This is a genomic window from Fusibacter sp. QWL-12 (assembly GCF_058683495.1).
In genome coordinates, this window is sequence record NZ_CM178745.1 from 1,666,186 (window position 1) to 1,686,269 (window position 20,084).

General features: G+C 37.5%; 16 protein-coding genes and 1 riboswitch. Of the genes, 14 read left to right on the top strand and 2 right to left on the bottom strand.

Translation table 11 applies throughout. From position 1 onward, the window contains the following. The first annotated feature begins 15 nt into the window (after positions 1-15). From dnaB to kamE, 13 genes are all read left to right on the top strand, one after another. The gene (gene dnaB / locus AC4PID_RS08420; RefSeq protein ID WP_492135123.1) at positions 16-1,347 is read left to right on the top strand and encodes a replicative DNA helicase; all 1,332 of its coding nucleotides are present in this window, start codon (positions 16-18) and stop codon (positions 1,345-1,347) included. Between the two features lie 4 nt (positions 1,348-1,351). Beyond that, the gene (locus tag AC4PID_RS08425) at positions 1,352-1,912 is read left to right on the top strand and encodes a GNAT family N-acetyltransferase (RefSeq protein WP_492135124.1); all 561 of its coding nucleotides are present in this window, start codon (positions 1,352-1,354) and stop codon (positions 1,910-1,912) included. 164 nt (positions 1,913-2,076) lie between these two features. Beyond that, entirely contained in the window at positions 2,077-2,955 is an 879-nt protein-coding gene (ispE, locus tag AC4PID_RS08430; protein WP_492135125.1) for a 4-(cytidine 5'-diphospho)-2-C-methyl-D-erythritol kinase, read from the top strand. 18 nt (positions 2,956-2,973) lie between these two features. After that, on the top strand, positions 2,974-3,645 hold the full coding sequence (locus tag AC4PID_RS08435) for a GntR family transcriptional regulator (RefSeq protein ID WP_492135126.1): 672 nt from the start codon (positions 2,974-2,976) through the stop codon (positions 3,643-3,645). After that, positions 3,645-4,055 carry a YwiB family protein gene (locus AC4PID_RS08440; protein WP_492135127.1) on the top strand — a complete coding sequence of 137 codons (411 nt, stop codon included), beginning with the start codon at positions 3,645-3,647 and terminating at the stop codon, positions 4,053-4,055. The genes AC4PID_RS08435 and AC4PID_RS08440 overlap by 1 nt, the downstream gene beginning before the upstream one ends. A 4-nt stretch (positions 4,056-4,059) precedes the next feature. Continuing rightward, positions 4,060-4,833, top strand: coding sequence for a GGDEF domain-containing protein (locus AC4PID_RS08445; protein WP_492135128.1), 774 nt, complete (start codon positions 4,060-4,062; stop codon positions 4,831-4,833). Positions 4,834-4,891: 58 nt separating this feature from the next. Beyond that, positions 4,892-6,304: a sigma-54 interaction domain-containing protein gene (locus AC4PID_RS08450; RefSeq protein ID WP_492135129.1), complete on the top strand. Its 1,413-nt coding sequence runs from the start codon at positions 4,892-4,894 to the stop codon at positions 6,302-6,304. A 307-nt stretch (positions 6,305-6,611) separates the two neighbouring features. After that, a complete protein-coding gene (gene kdd, locus AC4PID_RS08455) occupies positions 6,612-7,649 on the top strand; it encodes an L-erythro-3,5-diaminohexanoate dehydrogenase (protein WP_492135130.1) in 1,038 nt (345 codons plus the stop codon). Positions 7,650-7,664: 15 nt separating this feature from the next. Then, a complete protein-coding gene (gene kamA / locus AC4PID_RS08460; protein WP_492135131.1) occupies positions 7,665-8,924 on the top strand; it encodes a lysine 2,3-aminomutase in 1,260 nt (419 codons plus the stop codon). A gap of 27 nt (positions 8,925-8,951) precedes the next feature. Then, positions 8,952-9,971: a lysine 5,6-aminomutase reactivase subunit KamB gene (gene kamB, locus AC4PID_RS08465; RefSeq protein WP_492135132.1), complete on the top strand. Its 1,020-nt coding sequence runs from the start codon at positions 8,952-8,954 to the stop codon at positions 9,969-9,971. 18 nt (positions 9,972-9,989) lie between these two features. Further along, a complete protein-coding gene (kamC, locus tag AC4PID_RS08470) occupies positions 9,990-11,618 on the top strand; it encodes a lysine 5,6-aminomutase reactivase ATPase KamC (RefSeq protein WP_492135133.1) in 1,629 nt (542 codons plus the stop codon). Further along, positions 11,608-13,161, top strand: coding sequence for a lysine 5,6-aminomutase subunit alpha (gene kamD / locus AC4PID_RS08475; protein WP_492135134.1), 1,554 nt, complete (start codon positions 11,608-11,610; stop codon positions 13,159-13,161). The genes kamC and kamD overlap by 11 nt, the downstream gene beginning before the upstream one ends. A 1-nt stretch (position 13,162) precedes the next feature. After that, the gene (gene kamE / locus AC4PID_RS08480; protein ID WP_492135135.1) at positions 13,163-13,921 is read left to right on the top strand and encodes a lysine 5,6-aminomutase subunit beta; all 759 of its coding nucleotides are present in this window, start codon (positions 13,163-13,165) and stop codon (positions 13,919-13,921) included. Between the two features lie 162 nt (positions 13,922-14,083). Here kamE and AC4PID_RS08485 read toward each other — a convergent pair whose 3' ends face one another. Continuing rightward, positions 14,084-15,901: an InlB B-repeat-containing protein gene (locus AC4PID_RS08485; RefSeq protein WP_492135136.1), complete on the bottom strand. Its 1,818-nt coding sequence runs from the start codon at positions 15,899-15,901 to the stop codon at positions 14,084-14,086. A gap of 26 nt (positions 15,902-15,927) precedes the next feature. Beyond that, positions 15,928-16,011: riboswitch (cyclic di-GMP riboswitch) on the bottom strand. A gap of 342 nt (positions 16,012-16,353) precedes the next feature. On the opposite strand from AC4PID_RS08485, the gene AC4PID_RS08490 reads away from it, so the two are divergent. Next, a complete protein-coding gene (locus AC4PID_RS08490) occupies positions 16,354-19,065 on the top strand; it encodes a YfhO family protein (protein WP_492135137.1) in 2,712 nt (903 codons plus the stop codon). 80 nt (positions 19,066-19,145) lie between these two features. Here AC4PID_RS08490 and AC4PID_RS08495 read toward each other — a convergent pair whose 3' ends face one another. Further along, the gene (locus AC4PID_RS08495) at positions 19,146-20,081 is read right to left on the bottom strand and encodes a glycosyltransferase family 2 protein (protein WP_492135138.1); all 936 of its coding nucleotides are present in this window, start codon (positions 20,079-20,081) and stop codon (positions 19,146-19,148) included. Between the last annotated feature and the right edge of the window lie 3 nt (positions 20,082-20,084).

Below are 20,084 nucleotides of genomic sequence, written 5' to 3' on the forward strand. Positions count from 1 at the left end.
ACTAGGAGTATTACCATGAATTTGAAGACAATGCCACACGATATTAACGCAGAACAAAGTGTTTTAGGTTCTTTATTGCTTGACAGTGACTTGATCGGCGATGTTATGGATGTCATCTCTAATGAGGACGAATTTTATCATGAAGCCCACAAGGAAGTATTTAGAACGATTAAGCAATTGTTTTCAGAAGGAAAGACGGTTGACTTAATCACCGTATCAGATGAATTGACAAAAAATAAGCTACTGGAAACCGTTGGTGGCTTCGAATATTTAACTGAGTTATCAGATGTTGGTACTTTAATCGCCAACGTTTCAAATCACGCGAAAATCATTCATGAAAAGTTTATGCTCAGACGTCTGATTCGCGCTTCTACAGAGATTGTCGATAAAGGCTATGAGTCACATGATGCTGAACTCTTATTAGAAGAGGCAGAATCGAACATCTTCGAAATTTCGCAAAACAGAGATAAGAAAGGGTTTCAAGCCATTTCTGATGTCCTTCAGACGACTTATGAAAAAATCGTTCAATTGCATGAGGATCCAAATGCGATGACGGGTATATCAACGGGTTTTGATGCACTTGACGAAATGACCAATGGCCTTCAACGATCAGATATGATTCTAATCGCTGCTCGTCCTTCCATGGGTAAAACGGCTTTTGCACTGAACTTATGTCAAAATGCTGCAGTTAAAGATAAGAAGAGTGTCGCTATTTTTTCTCTAGAGATGGCTGCAGATCAGCTGGTACAACGTATGCTCGCCGCGCAGTCTCTCGTCTCCATCGGTGATATCCGTACAGGCCAAATTGAGGATGACGATTGGTTTAAACTTGCAAGAAGCTCTGCTCAGCTTGCAGAGGCAAAGGTGTTTATAGATGATACACCAGGTATCACGGTAGCTGAAATTAGAAGTAAATGTAGAAGATTAAAGATGAATCACGGTCTCGATATGATTATGATCGACTACTTGCAGCTGATGTCAGGTGGCGGAAAGTCTGAAAATAGACAACAAGAGATTTCGACGATTTCCCGTTCGTTAAAAGGGATCGCTAGAGAGATGAATTGTCCAGTAATCGCACTATCACAGCTTTCCCGTGCATCTGAACTGAGAGCGGATCATCGTCCGATCCTTTCCGACCTTCGTGAATCCGGCGCAATTGAGCAGGATGCCGATTTAGTTATGTTCCTTTATCGTGATGAGTACTATAACCCTGATACAGTGGATGAAAAGCTAAAGGGGATCGGTGAGGTAATCATCGCAAAACAAAGAAATGGTGAAACCGGTAAAGTTTACCTAGCATGGCTGGGTAAGTATACGAAGTTTGCAAATACCTCACAAATGAGGTGATCTTATGCTTGAGTTTAGGAAATTTAAGCGAAGTGATATCTATGCGTTTGAGAAATGGGGTGCACATGAGGACCCGCGATTTTTTCAATATAACTTTCCCTTTAGATACAAAGAGGAGTTTGATGGCTGGTACGACTCAAAACAGAAGTGGATTCGCAAAAAAGTATATGGTCTCTTTATAGACGATTATCCACTTGGGTTTGTAACTTTAAAGAACATCAAGTGGTTAAAAAGACGTGCAGAGCTTGGAATTGCCATTGACCCCAATTATTTAAGTGAAGGGTTTGGGACTGAAATGTTGAAAAGATACCTCGAGTATGTTTTTGAACATTACCCGATTGAAGAAATGCAGCTTCGCGTTTCACACTTTAACAAACGCGCACAAAAGAGCTATGAAAAAATTGGCTTTAAAAAAGTCAAAGAGGTTTTTGAGCCTTTTGAAGAGCAGAGCTTTAAGGACGTTATAATGGATAAGTATCCCGACCAATTCCAGATGGTTAGAGGGGTACTTTACACGACCTTTTATGTGATGGTCTTTCATAAAAATCAGTTACCATTTAAATAAACGCGTATTAAGTCTGTCTTAGAGTTACTTCTTAAGGCAGATTTATTTTTTTTTGAAATTACACTTTATAATTTATACAAAATGACATATAATTGAGTATAATGTATTTTTATTGTATTTTGTATTCATATACTTGATAGAATAGATGAAGAAGAGGTGTTCAATTGGATTCAAATAATGCTCAAAGTGTACAGATAAAAGCGAGAGCAAAAATTAATCTTACACTGGATGTTCTTTCAAGAAGACCTTCCGGATATCATGATGTAGAAATGATCATGCAGCAAATCGACTTATATGACCTTGTTACCGTGACTCTGATTTCTGAAACGAAAATCGAGTTAACTTGCTCAGATTCATTTTTACCAACGGATGATCGCAACATTGCCTATAAGGCGGCTAAAATAATGATTGAGCGCTTTAAGCTAAAGGTTGGATTTGAGATACAAATTGATAAGAACATACCTGTAGCAGCAGGACTTGCTGGCGGAAGTACAAATGCAGCTGCAGTCATAAAGGGTATTAATCAGCTATGTCATCTAGGCTTATCGACTGAAGAGATGCAAAGTATTGGTTTTGAGCTTGGTGCAGATGTCCCATTTTGCTTTTGTGAGGGGGCGGCAATCGCTAGAGGATTAGGCGAAATTCTCGAACCGGTTAGAGGGTTTGAAAATGCATGGATGATATTGGTTAAGCCAAGTTTTGGCGTATCGACAAAAGACGTTTATGGTGGTCTAGAGCTGGGCGAAGTAAAAGCACATCCGGACACACCTAAAATGATAGAGGCACTAAAGACACAAAATAGGAAAGACATACTAAGTGGACTTATGAACGTCCTAGAAACGGTTACCTTGAAACTTTATCCTAAAGTCGAGGAAATCAAACAAACTCTAATGGCATTTGGCGCAGAGGGCGTTCTAATGAGTGGTAGTGGTCCAACTGTATTTGCTTTTTATGGCAGCTATGAAAAAGCGAAAAAGGCACATAAGAAGTTAAAGCTTCAGTATTCACAGTGTTATCTAGTAGCAACATATAATAAACAGTAAAAGTTGAGTGGAGGGGTTATGAACGTGAATTTTGACAAATTGGAAATCAGAAATTACAAACCACTTGGAGAGGTTGTTTTCGAGTACCTTAGAAATGCTATTCTTGCAGGTGAGTTAAAGCCAGGCGAAAGATTAATGGAAGTTACCATAGCTGATCAGCTAGGCGTTAGCCGTACACCTGTGCGTGAAGCCATTAGAAAGCTTGAAAAAGAAAGCTTTGTAATAATGATCCCAAGAAAAGGGGCATATGTCGCAGATTTAACTAAAAAGGATATCATGGAAGTACTTGAAATCCGTAAAGAATTAGAGGGCTTTGCAGCTTATTTGGCAGCAGAGAGAATGACTTTAAGTGAGAAAGAAGCACTTGGAAAAGTGGTTGAGCATTTTAATGAATCCCTTTTAAGCATGGATAAGAAAAGCATGATCGAAAGTGATAATGAATTTCACTCATTGATCTTTGAAGGCACAAAAAACCAAAGATTGATTAGTATCATTTACGATTTACACGATCAATTTCAACGCTTTAGATTAATTTACTTTAACGAGTTTAACAATTTCAAAGAGATACAAGCATCACATAATCGTATTTTCGATGCAATTATTCGTCAAGATGGTGCGGTAGCGAGACAAGAATCAGAAAGCCACGTGGAAAGTATCAAAACATTAGTTAATAAATGGATTGCAGAATAATGAAAAGTGAAAACTTAAAAATCATCGTTAGCTCCATTATCAAAAGTGGCGATGGTGAAATGAATGAAATGACACAGGTTGCAGAAGCAACTTATAAAAAAGAGCCTTATAAGACCTTCTTGATGTACAAGGAAGTAGAAATGGAAGGAACTAAGACACTTTTGACATTTGAAGATGACATTATTTCAATAAAACGCTATGGCGAAAATACAAGTGTTTTAAAAATCGAAAAAAATGTTTGGAACGAGACCGTTTATCAAACGCCATATGGTACATTTATCATGCAAACGTATGGCGTTGATATCAGTTGGAACGAATCCATAATCGAACTAAAGTATTTATTAAAAATCGAAGGTGAAGAAGTGAAACCTTCTGAAGTAGTGATTAAAATAGATATGAAAAGAGATTAGTGTCATGTTCAAAAAACGCGAGAAAAAACAAAAGAAATATAATTTTAGACAAATGGGCACACGGCGATTGTTTATATTTGCACTTGTGGCCAGTATTTTTCCGAGCGTTTGGATTACCATTAGTGAATTTACGAAATTTATTGAATGGTATATCGTTATTTTATTTTATACCGTCGTACTCTTGTTTTTAGCATTTGTCGTCAATGAATACTTCAATAAAGAAGTCTCTGAAAAAGTAAATGAGATTTTTAAAAATGAAGAAATTATCAGCCGTGAGCTTATCAAAATTAATACAGAAGAAAAATTAAAAAATGTTCTGTCATTAGAGTTTGAAAGAAGCCATCAATCACAAATGCTTTCAACCGTTGTATTTTTCGATGTTGATGATCTGGGTGAAGTTAATAAGAGGTTTGACATTTTTACTGGAGATAAAGTGCTTATTGATATCGTTAAAGTCACTAAAGCGTTTATTCAAGAAAATAGCATTCTTGCCTCCAATGGGTGTCAGGTGGCGAGGGTTAAAGGTGATACTTTCGCAATCGTAATGCCGAATGTTTCACATACGGTTGCTTATGACATTACCAATCAACTTAGAGATCGAATTCATAATATCAATTATGCCAAAATTAAAGATCAAGATAAGGAAAAAGAGATCAATGTAACCTGCCGTTATGTTATCTTGTCCATTGATCAGTGGCAATCAGAGGATAAGTTTGTTCACTTAGCTTATGAGAAGCTTAAGCTTGCAAAGGATTATGGAAAAGGGACCATATTATAAAGCGCCGAAATATCAGCAATAGCCGAAATGTCGGCGCTTTCAATATAGGAGTGTAGAGATGCATCCGATTTTAACTCTAGAACATGTAAAAATAATGCTTGAATATATAAGTGATGGTGTTCAAATCGTCGATGAAAAAGGGAATCTCGTTTATTGTAATCGAAATTCTGCCCTTCTTGATGACATCAACATAGAAGACTCGATTGGCAAACATATCACTGAAATCTATCCGTCACTTAAAGAAGAGGAAAGTACCCTTTTGAAAGTGCTTGCCACAGAATTGCCTATTTTGAATCGAGAGCAAACCTATCGTACCTATAAAGGAAAAAACATAGCGACGATCAATAGTACGCTTCCGATTATAAATGAGGGTCAAATAGCAGGAGCTATTGAAATTTCTAGAGACATTACAAGTTATAAGGAGCTTACAGAGAAAGTAATCGATTTGCAATCACAGGCGAAGGGCTCAGAAGAATCCCTTAAAGTCCAGCAATCAGGAAAAAAGGGCTATCATTTTGAAGATATAATAACCGTTCACTCAGAATTTAACCGTGTTAAGGCAATTGCTATGAAAGCTGCAGCAACGGATATAGCCATTCTAATATATGGCGAAACGGGCACGGGTAAGGAGCTTTTAACCCAGGCAATTCACAATTCAAGCAAAAGGAAAAACAAGCCATTTATCGCTCAAAACTGTGCCGCTTTGCCGAGTTCGTTACTTGAAGGAATCCTCTTTGGTACAGTTAAAGGGGGATTTACTGGTGCTGTAGATCGCCCAGGTCTTTTCGAACTTGCAGATACGGGAACTTTATTCTTAGATGAAATAAATTCAATGCCTCAAGAGCTTCAAGCAAAGCTTTTAAGGGTACTTCAAGATGGAAAAATTAGAAGAATCGGTGACACAAAAGAGCGAAGTGTTGATGTTAGAATAGTTGCAGCTACAAATATTGAACCAAATTTGGCCATTGATTTGGGATTGATTCGACGCGACTTATATTATCGACTGAACACAGTTACCCTATGGATTCCCAAGCTATGTGATCGACGTGAGGATATTCCAGTTCTTACAAGATATTTTATTAAGAAATATAACGGTCTTCTCTATAGAGGACTCAAAGGGGTTACACCTGAAGTTATGGCTCTTTTTAATGAGTATCCATGGGATGGTAACGTTAGAGAGCTAGAACATGTTATAGAGGGTGCAGCGAACCTTGTGGATGGGGATTTAATCCGAATAGATGATTTGCCATATAATTTTAGAGCGTTTTATGAAAAGCAAATGCCAAAAATTGAAAGGAATATCGTATCAACCCCTGAGTATTTTAACCTACAAGAAGCACTTTCTGGCTATGAAAAGCAGTTGATTATTACCGTTCTAGGTGAATCGGAAGGTAATATCTCTAAGGCAGCTAAAAGGTTAGGCTTACCAAGGCAAACCTTACAATCAAAAATGAAAAAATATCAGATATAGCGCCGATAATTCGGCGTTTTTTTATTGTTTTTTTTGATGGTCGCTGTTTAAATTTTTGATTTGTCTAAAAATTTGAGTGTTTCTAAAAGGATTTTTATTTTAGCAATATGTAGACAACTACGAACTGGAATATAGTTAATTCAATTGTTTCGCCCATCATAGTCAGCTACTTACAATTAGGTTTTTCACTGTATGTTCTAAGAATTAAACATTTGTTAAAGATTTGGCATAAGAATTGCACTTATAAAATACGTATGAAATAACGTTTAAGGTTATCGGGATTTGAGTCAATTTTTGGGAGGAACTTATGAAAAAAGGCTGTAAATTTGGAACACATCGTGTTATTGAACCAAAAGGAATTTTACCACAACCAGCACAAAAGATTTCTAATGATATGGAAATCTACGACAATGAGATTTTAATTGATGTGCAAACACTTAACATTGATTCTGCGTCATTTACGCAAATTAAAGAGCAAGCGAATGGTGATGAGAGCAAAATTAAAGAAATTATGCTCGACATCGTTGAAAAACAAGGTAAACACAAAAACCCTGTTACTGGATCAGGCGGTATGCTGATCGGTACTGTCGCTCAAATAGGCGATGCTTTAATAGGTAAAACTGACTTAAAAGTAGGCGATAAGATAGCGACATTAGTTTCATTATCATTAACGCCGCTTGTAATAGAAGAAATTATTGAAATTAGAAAAAGTATTGATCAAGTTGATATTAAGGGCCAAGCAATTCTATTTGAATCTGGATTATATGCTAAGATTCCTTCAGATATTCCAGAGAATTTAGCTTTATCTGTGCTTGACGTAGCTGGTGCACCAGCTCAAACCGCTAAACTCGTAAAACCAGGTGACACTGTACTCGTTATTGGTGGTGCTGGCAAGTCAGGTATGCTTTGCTTATATGAAGCTAAAAAAAGAGCTGGCGTAACGGGAAAAGTAATTTGCTTACAACACAACGACGCAGCTAAAGAACGCGTTATGGGTGCTGGTATTGCAGATGAGTTTCTAGTAGCAGATGCAACTGATGCAGTAGAAGTTTTAAGAAAAGTTGAAGAATTAACTGACGGCAAAATGTGTGATCTTGTTATAAACTGTGTCAACGTACCAAACACAGAAATGGCATCAATCTTAGCGACTAAAGACGATGGTATGGTTTATTTCTTCAGTATGGCGACAAGTTTTACAAAAGCGGCACTTGGTGCTGAAGGTGTAGGTAAAGACGTTACAATGATCGTTGGCAATGGTTATACAAAAGGACATGCAGAAATCACGTTACAAATCATAAGAGAAAGTGAAGTTTTAAGAAAAATCTATGAGGCGCTTTACGCGTAGGAAGGGGATTATCAAATGAGACATTACACTGAAATCGAAATGTGGAAAGACGTAACACAAGCTGAGTGGGATTCTTGGGAGTGGCAAGTAAGAAACAGAATTACAACACTTGATCAGCTTAAAAAAGTGGTTAACTTAACGGATCTTGAGCAAGATGGTGTTGTAAAAACATTGGCGCTTTTAAGAATGGGAATTACACCATACTATGCATTACTTATGGACAAAGATGATCCAAAATGTCCAGTGAGAATGCAGGCTGTTCCAACCATCTATGAAACTTACCAATGCTCAGCTGATATGGACGATCCACTTCATGAAGATGGTGACTCTCCTGTTCCTGGCATTACACATAGATATCCAGATAGAGTACTTTTCTTAATTACAGATATGTGTTCGATGTACTGTCGTCACTGTACAAGAAGAAGATTTGCCGGTCACAATGACGGCGGTGTACCAAGAGATAGAATCGACGCTGCAATCGAATATGTTGCAAATTCACCTATGGTTAGAGACGTTCTTTTATCAGGCGGCGATGCTTTACTCGTTTCAGATGAGCTTTTAGAGTACATCATCAGCAAGCTTAGAGCGATTCCACATGTGGAAATCATCCGTATTGGATCGAGAACACCTGTTGTTTGTCCACAAAGAATTACACCTGAGCTTGTTAACATGTTGAAAAAATACCATCCAGTTTGGTTAAATACACACTTCAATCATTCAAAAGAAATTACACCAGAAGCAAAAAAAGCATGTGCTTTACTTGCGGATGCAGGTATCCCACTTGGTAATCAATCGGTTCTATTAAAAGGCATCAACGACAGCGTTCATATTATGAGAGATTTGGTTCACGATTTAGTTATGATGCGTGTTCGACCATATTATATCTACCAATGTGACCTATCAATGGGTATTGAGCACTTTAGAACACCAGTATCTAAAGGGATTGAAATCATTGAAGGCTTAAGAGGCCACACTTCTGGATACTGTGTGCCAACATTCGTTGTTGACGCACCAGGCGGTGGTGGTAAAATTCCAGTAATGCCACAATATATGATTTCTCAATCTCCAGAAAGAGTAATCTTGAGAAACTATGAAGGTGTTATTACAACTTATACGCAACCTAGCTCTTATGAGTTTGACGTAGAAGGCGCAGTAGAAACTGAAGCGCAAAAAGAACACAAGTTATTTGGTGTTGGCGGTTTATTACAAGGCAACAGAGTATCCATCGAGCTAAAAGAGCTTGAAAGAACAAAACGTTCTCACCACGAAGAATAATTACCATACTGTGAAGGGAGTGCCTGCATGAAATTGATAGACTTATTTGAAGCGAAAGAACGTATTATTTCAATCGTTGGTATGGCTAAAAATGCAGGCAAAACCGTCACTCTAAATCATCTAATCGAAAGTTTTGATGAAAACGGGTTCAGAGTTGGGATAACTTCCATTGGTCGGGATGGTGAGCGGACAGACATCGTAACCAAGACAGACAAACCAATGATTTTTGTAAAAAAAGGGACATTGGTAGCAACCGCAGAAATGCTGTTTAATTTGTCAGAGTCAAAAATGGAAATTTTAGAAGTTACCGATTATCAGACTGCAATGGGGCGTGTGATTATTGGTAAAGCACTTACTGAGGGATTTGTACAGGTCGGGGGGCCAACGACAAATTCTGAAGTGAGAATGATATGTGAAAAAATGTGTGCCATTGGAGCAGATTATGTTCTCGTTGACGGTGCTCTGGATCGGACCTCTTCAGCTTCACCTGCAATTACAGATGCTTGTATTTTATCTACTGGTGCGGTGATTAGCCGTGACATGTACAAAACAGTTGACTTAACCGCTTATAAAGCTTCAATGTTCAGCTTAGAATCGATAGTAGATCCTATGATCCTATCGGCTTGGGAGATAGCAGAAGCCTCAAAACAACCGGTCTTGGTTGAATCGGATGGCACTGTAGTGCCTTTAAGTGAAGTCATAACTGCGATAGGATCAGGCAAATTAATTGCAGATCAAATTACTGAAGAAACAGTTGCAGTGTTAATTCCTGGCGCACTTGTTACACAGACGGTTAAAGACGTCATTTCAGTAAACAAAAACTTACAATGGGTGGTAGCAGATGCCACGCGATTGTTTATCGACTATAAAGATTGGCTTTATTTTAAACGAGTGGGACTTAAAATGAATGTGAGATATGGGATGCAGTTAAAAGCAGTTACTGCAAATCCTTTTTCACCGCAAGGCTATTACTATGATTCTGAAAGCTTTGTCTCCGAGCTACAGTCAAAGATTGTAGGTATACCGGTATATGATGTTATGGCATAACACACGAAAGAGGTTGGTATGAAGGACTTTATCAGTAAAAAAAATCTAACAGATTTAGATATGGGTTTTGTTCTTGACCGCCTTAGTCTTGTATCGCCTTATGGTGAAAGACATCGTAGAAACTTAAAGCCATTTAAAAGCGAATCAGCAAAATCGCTTGAAGCGGAATATGACAAATTATCGGCTATGATGACACTTTTTGAGCAGCGAAGAGCTGATGTTTTAAGAATTAAGGAAGAACTTAAGCGTATAAAGCTTTTGGATGGTTCTTTTGACCGTATCTTACAGGAGGATGTTTTAACAGAAACTGAACTCTTTGAGATTAAGCAACTCACTAGAACCATGGTCATGATTCTAAAGATTCAAGAATCGATTCACTGGCACAGTCGAATTGGTGACTATCAGCTAAAATCAGTGGATTCAATTATCGAGCTTCTCGATCCTGAGAAATCAGGAACACAAGCCTTTCATCTTTATAGTGTCTATTCGAAGGCATTGACTGAAATAAGAGCACAAATCGAACAAACAGATGTAGAGATGAAGCGATATAAGCTGGATCTGATAGAGGCATTATCTAATGACGGCTTTATAGTACAAGCAAATGGCGATGTCAGAATTAAGTCTTTTGAAACAGAACTTTTAAATCGAGCAAAAAATGATGAGAGGCTTTCCTATAAATCTGAGTTACCACTGTATAAGCTTTATACGGTTAAACCCTCTCAAAGCTTAAGCCAAATGAAAGAGAGCTTACTCTTAAAAGAAGAGCAAGAAGAATACGAGGTGAGAAGCCAACTCACTAAAGCGTTAAAAGAGAATTTGGAAACCCTAACTTCCAATACCGATGCAATCAGCTGGATCGATTTGTTGATTGCAAAAGCGCAATTCTCAATCGCATTCAGATGTGTACGACCTATGCTTCTTAACACTGAAGAAGTCGTAATGAAAGGCGCGAGGCATATAAAAGTTGCCATTGGACTTGAAAAACAAGGTAAGACGTTCACACCAATAGATGTTTCCCTCAAGAACTCAGTGACGTTGATAACGGGAGCCAATATGGGCGGTAAGACGGTTTCTTTGAAGCTGATTGGTCTTATGCTCAGCATGGCTCAGTATGGTTTTTTTGTCCCATGCGATGAACTTGCTTTTAAACCCTTTGATTATATCTTTATCTCTGTGGGAGATTTTCAGTCAATAGACATGGGTCTTAGCACATTTGGTGGCGAAATTGTCGAGATCGAGCAGGCAATAAAACGCACAGATGAGTATGGATTAATACTGATAGATGAGCTTGCAAGAGGGACAAACCCACTTGAAGGCTTTGCAATTTCCAAAGCGTTAATAGAGTATTTGACCAAACATAAGTCGAAAGCGGTTATTACGACGCATTTTGACGGTTTAACACATGTAAAAAACACGACGCATTACCAAGTTAAAGGGTTATCTGACGTGGATTTAAACATCGTAAGTGAGCGCATCAATCAACATGGCGCTGGATTACTCCACGAGTACATGGATTACCGGTTAATAGAAGTGAGCCAAACGAAAGAAATACCCAAGGAAGCGATTAGAATTTCTGAGCTTATGGGCCTTAATAAAGAAATTTTAGACCGTGCAAAAGAAATATTAGGAGGATCAAATGACGAGTAAGTTGAATTTGGATTTTAGTATCGTTGACAAAGCGCGTCAATCTGCAAGAGTGATTGCAGAGGATACACAAAAATTCATCGACCGACACACCACAGTGGCTGTAGAGAGAACAATCGTCAGATTACTAGGTGTCGATGGTATCGATGATATTGAAAGACCACTTCCAAATGTGGTAGTAGATAACATCAAAAAAGGTGGCGGTTTGGCAGAAGGTGCGGCTTTCTGGTTGGGCAATGCCATGGTAGCTTATGGAAAGACAGCTCAAGAAATTGCAGAAGACATTTCAGCAGGTGAAATAGACTTAGTAAAAGTTCCTGTACAAGACATGGGAAAAGTGACTGAAGTCGTTGAAGCAGAAGCGGCAAAAATGGTTGAACGCATTAAGAATAACCGCGCTCAAAGAGATCAGTTCTTAACAGAAATAGGTGAAGGTCCCAAACCTTATCTATATGTAATCGTAGCAACTGGCAATATCTACGAAGACGTTTTACAAGCTCAAGCAGCGGCAAGACAAGGTGCAGATATCATCGCTGTTATCAGAACGACAGCTCAAAGCTTATTGGATTACGTACCATTTGGTGCAACAACTGAAGGCTTTGGTGGTACTTACGCGACTCAAGAAAACTTTAGAATCATGCGTAAAGCACTTGATGAAGTTGGCATGGAAGTCGGTCGTTATATCAGACTTTGTAACTATTGTTCAGGCTTATGTATGCCTGAGATCGCTGCTATGGGTGCGATTGAGCGTCTTGACGTTATGCTAAACGATGCTTTATACGGCATTTTGTTTAGAGATATCAATATGCAAAGAACGTTGGTTGACCAGTATTTTTCAAGAATTATCAATGGCTATGCTGGTATTATTATCAATACAGGCGAAGATAACTATTTGACGACTGCAGATGCTATTGAAGAAGCGCATACCGTTCTCGCATCACAGTTTATCAATGAACAATTTGCACTTCTCGCTGGACTACCTGAAGAACAAATGGGACTTGGTCATGCATTTGAAATGAATCCAGATACTGAAGATGGCTTCTTACTTGAATTATCACAGGCACAAATGGCAAGAGAAATCTTCCCAAATGCACCGCTTAAATACATGCCACCAACAAAGTATATGACGGGTAATATTTTTAAAGGTCATATCCAAGATGCACTATTCAATGTGGTATCAATCATGACAAACCAAGGGTTACAATTACTTGGTATGCCAACTGAAGCGATTCATACACCACTTTTACAAGATAGAGCACTCTCAATTGAAAATGCGAAATACATCTTTAACAACATGCGTCATTTTGGCGATGAGGTTGAGTTTAAAAAAGATGGTATCATCCAAACAAGAGCACAAGGCGTTTTAAAAGAAGCGGCGGATCTATTAATGGAAATCGAAGAGATTGGTATCATGTCAACTATTGAACAAGGCAAGTTTGCTTCTGTTACTAGAAAAATCGATGGCGGTAAAGGTCTTGATGGCGTTACTCAAAAGGGAGAGCGTTATTTCAACCCATTTATTCCAATGATGTTAGGAGGGAAGTAGGATGAGCGCACAAAACGGATTGGATTTAACTAAAGTTAAACCTTATGGCGATACCATGAACGATGGTATGATGCAATTTTCTTTTACACTTCCTATTCCACTCAGTGAAGAAAGCAAGGAAGCAGCAAAACAGCTTTTAATCAAGATGGGCATAGAGGAGCCAGCAGTGGTTTCAGCACAAGATTTAGGCGTAGGCTATACGTTCTTCATCATGTACGGAAAATCAACACATACAGTAGATTTCACACAAATCGAAGTACCTAAGGTTGATTCTGACGTTATGGACAAATACGCAGTTGAAGACTTTATCGAAGCAAATATTGGTCGAGATGTGGTTATCGTCGGCGCTTGTACTGGAACAGATGCGCATACCGTTGGGATTGATGCGATCATGAATATGAAGGGCTATGACGGTCACTATGGTCTTGAGAGATATCATGGCATCAAAGCATATAACTTAGGCGCACAAGTACCAAATGAAGAGCTTGTGGCGAAAGCGATAGAGCTTGGTGCAGATGCGATTATCGTTTCTCAGATCGTAACCCAAAAAGACGTTCATATTCCTAACATGACACAGCTGATCGAACTTTTAGAATCCGAAGGCTTAAGAGATAAGATGATCGTCTGTGCAGGTGGTCCTAGAATTTCTTATGAACTTGCAAAAGAGCTTGGCTATGATGCTGGCTTTGGCACAGGTACCTATGCTGAAGATGTTGCATCCTTCGTGGTTCAAGCTTTGGCGAAAAAATTAAATGCGTAATATAATGCATAAACAAATACAAAAATATAGTTCTTAATTCAATATTAAAGACTCCTAAATCGGAAAAACTGATCTAGGAGTCTTTTTCATTTACAAATAATATTACAGTGGGGGTTTTTTGCCAATTAGATAACGAATCTTATTATTTCCTTTCATCGCAATCTATTTTTTTCTTCTAATATAAACGCCTATAGCGGTTAACATACCACCGACACCGTAGAATAGTTCAAGTGGTAATTGACCAGTTTGTGGTAATGCATCTGCTAGAGGTGTTTCTTCCTCTGCAATTACTTCTTCAGTAGGCATTTCCATATTATCGTAAATGCTATCAAAGTTTACTGGAATAACAGCTGCTCCCAATGGGACAACTTCCTCAGTAACCGCTTCAGTTGCTTCAGTTGTAGGAATTATTACTGCATCAGTTGGTAAAACACTCTCAGTTGTTGGTTGAGTTGGTGCTTCAGTAGATGGTTCTGTTGGTGGTTCTGTAGTAGGTTCGGTAGAAGGTTCAGTAGTTGGCTCTGTTGGTGGTTCAGTTGTAGGTTCAGGTGCTTCTTGATAAACAAAAGTTACAACAAAGTCTTCAGCGCCATCGCCTAATGTACCAGATGCATTTGGTGAAGTGTAAACATGTTCCCATCCAGTTATTGATGGAGCGACAAAATTATATGCCTCACCTAAATATACTTTTACGTCTTCACTTGGATGACCTGGAATAGGCACATCTTCCGTATCTACATATTCTAATGTTGCCATTACATAGGCATCTTCTTCATAAAATACTGTAATTTCTATATCACAGTCTTCAGAACCAAACAAGAAGTTTGGATCTTCAGTATCATATGGAGATGGGTTAACTATCATAACTTGTGGTAATGGTGGTTCACCAATTTCACACATGTATTCATAGTTGTATCCTACAAAATGCCAGTGCTCTATTGGATTTGGAATGACATTAAAAGTTTCACCAAGATAATATGCACCATCAAATCCCGGTTCGCCTGGTAATGCGTTGGCATCTAATGTAGGATTTCCCATACCATCTGGATCTGTATAAAGTTTTACATTGTATTTGCTTAATAAATCAAAATCAGCAATGGCGGATACGTTTTGTTCAGGCATTACAAACCCAGTAATAGGTGTAAAGGTTTGTGGGAAAAGATCATCGCCAAAGGTCCAATCATCGAAAACATAACCTCTACTTGGAATGGCTTCAAGCTGTACATTGTCACCAACTTGATATGGTCCTGCACCAGTTACAGTTCCACCGCCTTCTGGTGTAACGTCAGCAGTAACCATGAAAGTAGGTATTGCTTCAAAGTACAAATCGAGCTTTGCATCCATAGCAGGCATATTAAACACAATTAATTCAGCGATTGAATGTGGTTCTCCATTTAAAGACCAACCAGTCATTCTATATCCAGGATTGATAGTTGCACCACCAAAAATGGTCTCACCTGGGAAGTAATAACCGGGATCTTTTCCATCGTAGACTGCCATTTCACTAGAATGTATTTCATAAGAATACAGATATTTTTCTTTAAAAACAGCTCTTAAAGTAGTATCGTGCTTTATCTCAAAAGTGTCAGTTTGGTCATAAGAAGTATCTTTCCATCCCCATACTGGATGATTAAATGACCCACCGACTATAGTGTAACGTTGCCATTTTTCGAATACAAACTTTTCAGTCCCTGTTGCAGAAATGTGTGCTGTATGTGAATCAATTACCCAATAGTATTTCCAAAGGATATAACTAAATTTCCAATGTCCTTCTTCAGTAATACTACTCTCTGTAGTTCCAGATGGATCTGGAAAAACTGACAATGTTAATGTAGGTAAATTTGATGGTGGTGGTGGATCAGTTGGCATAGGAGGAAGTGTTATTTTATCAACTTCTGTCTCAGCAAAGACAGAACCCACAGTCCCCATAATTAAAACAAGAATTAACAAAAACATAAACAAAACTTTTAAATTCTTCATTCAGTAAATCTCCTCTCTTTAATAAATAAAGAAAGGGTCGGTTGCACTATTCACTCCACACCTCTTAAGTGCCCATTTTCAAGAGGCGTTTCATCATGTCCCTCCTTGTTAAAGTAACACCTTTCATATTTTAAAGTGTAGCCCCCACTTCTTAAAAACTCCATTTAATATGTACCAAAAAAAACAAAAAGTTAACATAATATTAGAAGTCATTCGTGACAAAGCATTAGATGCTTTTTAATAAATTTATTAATTGATTTAAAGAACAGGTTGAATCATGTATAATAAGGGTATTAAGTAATGAGTATTTTGAACAAGTCTAGGAATAATTAATCAATTATAACTGTATGGTTTTTGCATTGTATGTAATGTTAAGGTAGAACAATTAAATCAATTAAAGTACAGTAGTTCTTTTCCAGTACCTATAGAACTTGCTTTACATGGGAGGTAGCATGAAACAAAGAATTTTAAAACACAAATATGTCCTTACCACCTTTGGAATTTCATTTACTTTTATGATGATTGCATTTGCAGTTATCGGACTTTTTCCATTTGGAAAGAGTCAGATAATGGTAATAGACAGCTGGCATCAATATTATCCCTTCTTTCAAGAGCTGCAATATAAATTACAGCACGGAGAATCAATCTTTTATTCATGGGACATGGGTATGGGATCGAATTTCATCTTGGTTATGGCGTATTATGCATTCAGCCCAATTTATCTCCTTTCCGTTTTAGTACCAGCGCAATTTTTGAGAGAGTTTCTGATGCTTGCCACGGCTATTAAAATTGCACTTGCGGGCACTTTTTTTTCAGTTTATCTTAAGCATCAATTTAAAAGAGATGATTATACAATAACTGGATTTGGTTTATTATATGCCTTCTGTGGCTTTACGATGGGGTATTACTGGAATGTTATGTGGCTTGATGCAGTGGCTTTATTTCCGCTGATTATCCTTGGGATGAATCGAATTATTAGTGGAAAAGGTTTTAAGCTGTATGTAATTACTTTAGCAATTGCACTGATCAGTAACTTTTATATAGGGTATTTTATTTGTGAGTTTATTTTGATTTACTATTTTATCGCCTATTTTTCAAGAAGAGAAAAGTTCAATTTTAATCATTTTTTCAATAGAACGGTTCAGATTGCAATTTATTCTTTTATAGCAGTTGGATTATCTGCTGTTGTATTGCTACCTGCTTTCAGAGGCTTACAACTTTCACATGCAATAGAAGGTTCAAAACCAACCAGCTTTCAGACTTATTTTACAACCTTAGAGATATTGAACAATCTGTTGGTTGGCGTTCAACCAACTGTAAAAAGTGGTTTACCGAACATCTTTAGTAGCTTCTTAGCGTTATTAATGTTGCCAGTATACTACCTTTCAAATCGTATAAAGATTAAAGAAAAAGTATTACACAGTGCATTGATTGTGTTTTTAATTGCAAGCTTTAATATCAATTATTTAAATTATATTTGGCACGCATTCCACTTTCCAAATGAAGTACCTTATCGATTTGCATTTGTATTTTCTTTTGTTATCTTAACAATGGCTTATAAAGGCTTTGAACATTTTGAAGAAATCAGAACCAAACAGGTTTGGGGCATTTTGGCCGGATTCGTAATTTATTTACTTGTTAATGAAAGCATCGCTTTAAAAAATGCAGTATTATATGCGACTTTGGGAGCGGTGGTACTATATGGCACAGTCATCATGCTTTATCGTTATCAAGTCATCCGTAAAAAGCTGTATGTGATTCTTTTTTCAATATTGCTACTAAGTGAAGCCTTATTGTCGGCAATTTTAGGTACATCTACAACCGGAAGCTCAACGAGAGCAAGTTATCCATATTTAGGAGATGAAGTAAAATCAGCAATCAAAAAAGTATATAATGCTGATGATGATTTTTATCGTATGGACATGATTAAATGGTACTCGACAAACGACCCTGCTCTATATGGCTACAGAGGCGTCTCGATGTTTTCTTCAACGGTTAATTCTAATGTAACCAGCTATTTAAAAACACTTGGTCTTGCTGCATCGCCAGCTTCGAATAGATATTTATATGCAGCGAGTACCCCTCTTGTTAATGGGATGCTAAATGTTAAGTATTTGATTGCTAGGGGGAGTCAGGGTACCGAAAATAACGTAGGTTATAGTCCTTATATTAAAGATGAAAAAGTTTCAATTTATCAAAATAATTATCCGCTGTCACTAGGGTTTAGAGTAAATTACGACACTTATAATTGGACTGGAAATGCATCAAATCCATTTTTAGCTCAAGAGGAGTTCTTAAAAGGCGCTTTAGGCCAAGACTACAAACTATATACAAATGTTCCAATCACTACTGAAACCTATGTTAATATGGAACGCACAAATTTAAGCAATGATCTAAGATACTCATATAAGAACCTTGATGCTTCTGCAGTCGGCAATGCAACACTAACCTTTAACGCGCCTGAAACGAAGCAAATGTATTTAACCATGTATGCCAATCGTTCTTATAAAACAAAGGTTTCAATAGCGGGTGGTACGCCTGTTGAATATGAAACCCGAAGAGGATTAATTATTGATTTAGGTGTTTTAGAGGAAGGAACTGAAATTAAGCTGGAATTTGAAGTTCAAGCTGCAAAAGATGGCTATTTTAATCTACAAGCTGTAACCTTTGATGAATCAACCTGGAAGTCTGCATATGACCAATTGGCTGATGAGCAACTTGTTATAACAGACTATAGCTCACGTAAAATAGAGGGTTTTATAGATGTTAAGGAAGATGGCGTTTTGTATACTTCAATTCCATATGAGCTCGGATGGACTGTAAAAGTGGATGGACAGAAGGTGCTTCCTGATTCCTTGAAAGATGCGATGCTAATGGTTGACTTAGAACAAGGTCACCATGTACTTGAGTTTAGCTATGTGCCATATGGATTAAAGCAAGGGTTTATCATCACATTGATGGCATTAGCTCTTTTCTTAGTGGTTATAAAATTCGGGCTTAGCCAACCAGATCCAGAGTTTATTGAACCGGAAGTTGTCGCTTACAAAGAAAAACTAGAAGTTGAAGAAAATGATGAACATCGTGCTGCTGAAACTCAAATTGATCAACTAGAAATGAATGATTCAAATACATTAAGAGAAGATGAGGAAGTAAAGCCTTCCTGATCTGAAATATTGTAAATAAAACAAAGAATAAACAAAGAAAGACCTGTAAGCCAAACAAATTGGTTACAGGTCTTTTTTAATTAATGTCTTTCAGCTCGCTTTTCAATTAAATATCTTGGGCGGCGTTTAATTTCCTCATAGATTCTTGAGACATACAGCCCAATAATCCCTAACGAAAGCATAATCATCGATCCTGTAATTAAGATTAGAAGAATTACAGTAGAGAAGCCACTGATTGCATTTCCAAAAAAGAAGTTAAACAAGGTCTGAATACCCATTACAATGGCAAAACACAAGAAAAGTGCACCTGCAAATAATGTAAGATACAATGGTTTACTGGTATAAGATACAATTGCACTCATGGCTAAAAATAGTAAACGACCAAATGAAAAATGACTTGTTCCTTCTTGTCTTTCATCGACGTCAAATTCAAATTTCACTGTTTTAAAGCCTACCCAGCTGACAATACCACGAAAGAAGACATTTCTTTCATGGAAACTTCTCAAACTATCGATCACTTGACGATTCATCAGTTTAAAATCAGATGAGTTGTCCATTTCAAGACCAGTAATCCACCTTAAGGTCTTATAGAAGCTCTTTGCAAAAAACTTATGCCCGAGTGTTTCATTACCTCTAGAAGCCTTTACGCCGTCAATTATATCTGCATCGCTATCTTCCATAAGCTTGAGCATATCTTTAACGTATCTAGGTGGATGTTGTAAATCAGAATCCATCGTTAGATAAAGATCTGCATCTATCGTTTCTATTCCAGCTCTTAAAGCAATCTCTTTTCCAAAGTTTCGAGCAAACTTAATGCCAGAAACCTGATCAAACTCTTTAGAAAGAGATTCAATCACTTGCCATGTATGGTCTTTTGAACCATCATCTACGAAATGATAATCACAAAAGATTTCATCACCATCGAGAATTCTTTTAATTTCTAAAAAATTTGATCTTAGCGCATCTCCTTCGTTGAATACTGGGATTATAATGACAAGTTTAGAGTTTGAATTCATATA

Bases quoted from the DNA above. Each gene is read 5' to 3' on its own strand.
- dnaB (WP_492135123.1), top strand. From the start codon at position 16: ATGAATTTGAAGACAATGCCACACGATATTAACGCAGAACAAAGTGTT.
- AC4PID_RS08425 (WP_492135124.1), top strand. From the start codon at position 1,352: ATGCTTGAGTTTAGGAAATTTAAGCGAAGTGATATCTATGCGTTTGAG.
- AC4PID_RS08435 (WP_492135126.1), top strand. From the start codon at position 2,974: ATGAACGTGAATTTTGACAAATTGGAAATCAGAAATTACAAACCACTT.
- AC4PID_RS08440 (WP_492135127.1), top strand. From the start codon at position 3,645: ATGAAAAGTGAAAACTTAAAAATCATCGTTAGCTCCATTATCAAAAGT.
- AC4PID_RS08445 (WP_492135128.1), top strand. From the start codon at position 4,060: ATGTTCAAAAAACGCGAGAAAAAACAAAAGAAATATAATTTTAGACAA.
- AC4PID_RS08450 (WP_492135129.1), top strand. From the start codon at position 4,892: ATGCATCCGATTTTAACTCTAGAACATGTAAAAATAATGCTTGAATAT.
- kdd (WP_492135130.1), top strand. From the start codon at position 6,612: ATGAAAAAAGGCTGTAAATTTGGAACACATCGTGTTATTGAACCAAAA.
- kamA (WP_492135131.1), top strand. From the start codon at position 7,665: ATGAGACATTACACTGAAATCGAAATGTGGAAAGACGTAACACAAGCT.
- kamB (WP_492135132.1), top strand. From the start codon at position 8,952: ATGAAATTGATAGACTTATTTGAAGCGAAAGAACGTATTATTTCAATC.
- kamC (WP_492135133.1), top strand. From the start codon at position 9,990: ATGAAGGACTTTATCAGTAAAAAAAATCTAACAGATTTAGATATGGGT.
- kamD (WP_492135134.1), top strand. From the start codon at position 11,608: ATGACGAGTAAGTTGAATTTGGATTTTAGTATCGTTGACAAAGCGCGT.
- kamE (WP_492135135.1), top strand. From the start codon at position 13,163: ATGAGCGCACAAAACGGATTGGATTTAACTAAAGTTAAACCTTATGGC.
- AC4PID_RS08485 (WP_492135136.1), bottom strand. From the start codon at position 15,901: ATGAAGAATTTAAAAGTTTTGTTTATGTTTTTGTTAATTCTTGTTTTA.
- AC4PID_RS08490 (WP_492135137.1), top strand. From the start codon at position 16,354: ATGAAACAAAGAATTTTAAAACACAAATATGTCCTTACCACCTTTGGA.
- AC4PID_RS08495 (WP_492135138.1), bottom strand. From the start codon at position 20,081: ATGAATTCAAACTCTAAACTTGTCATTATAATCCCAGTATTCAACGAA.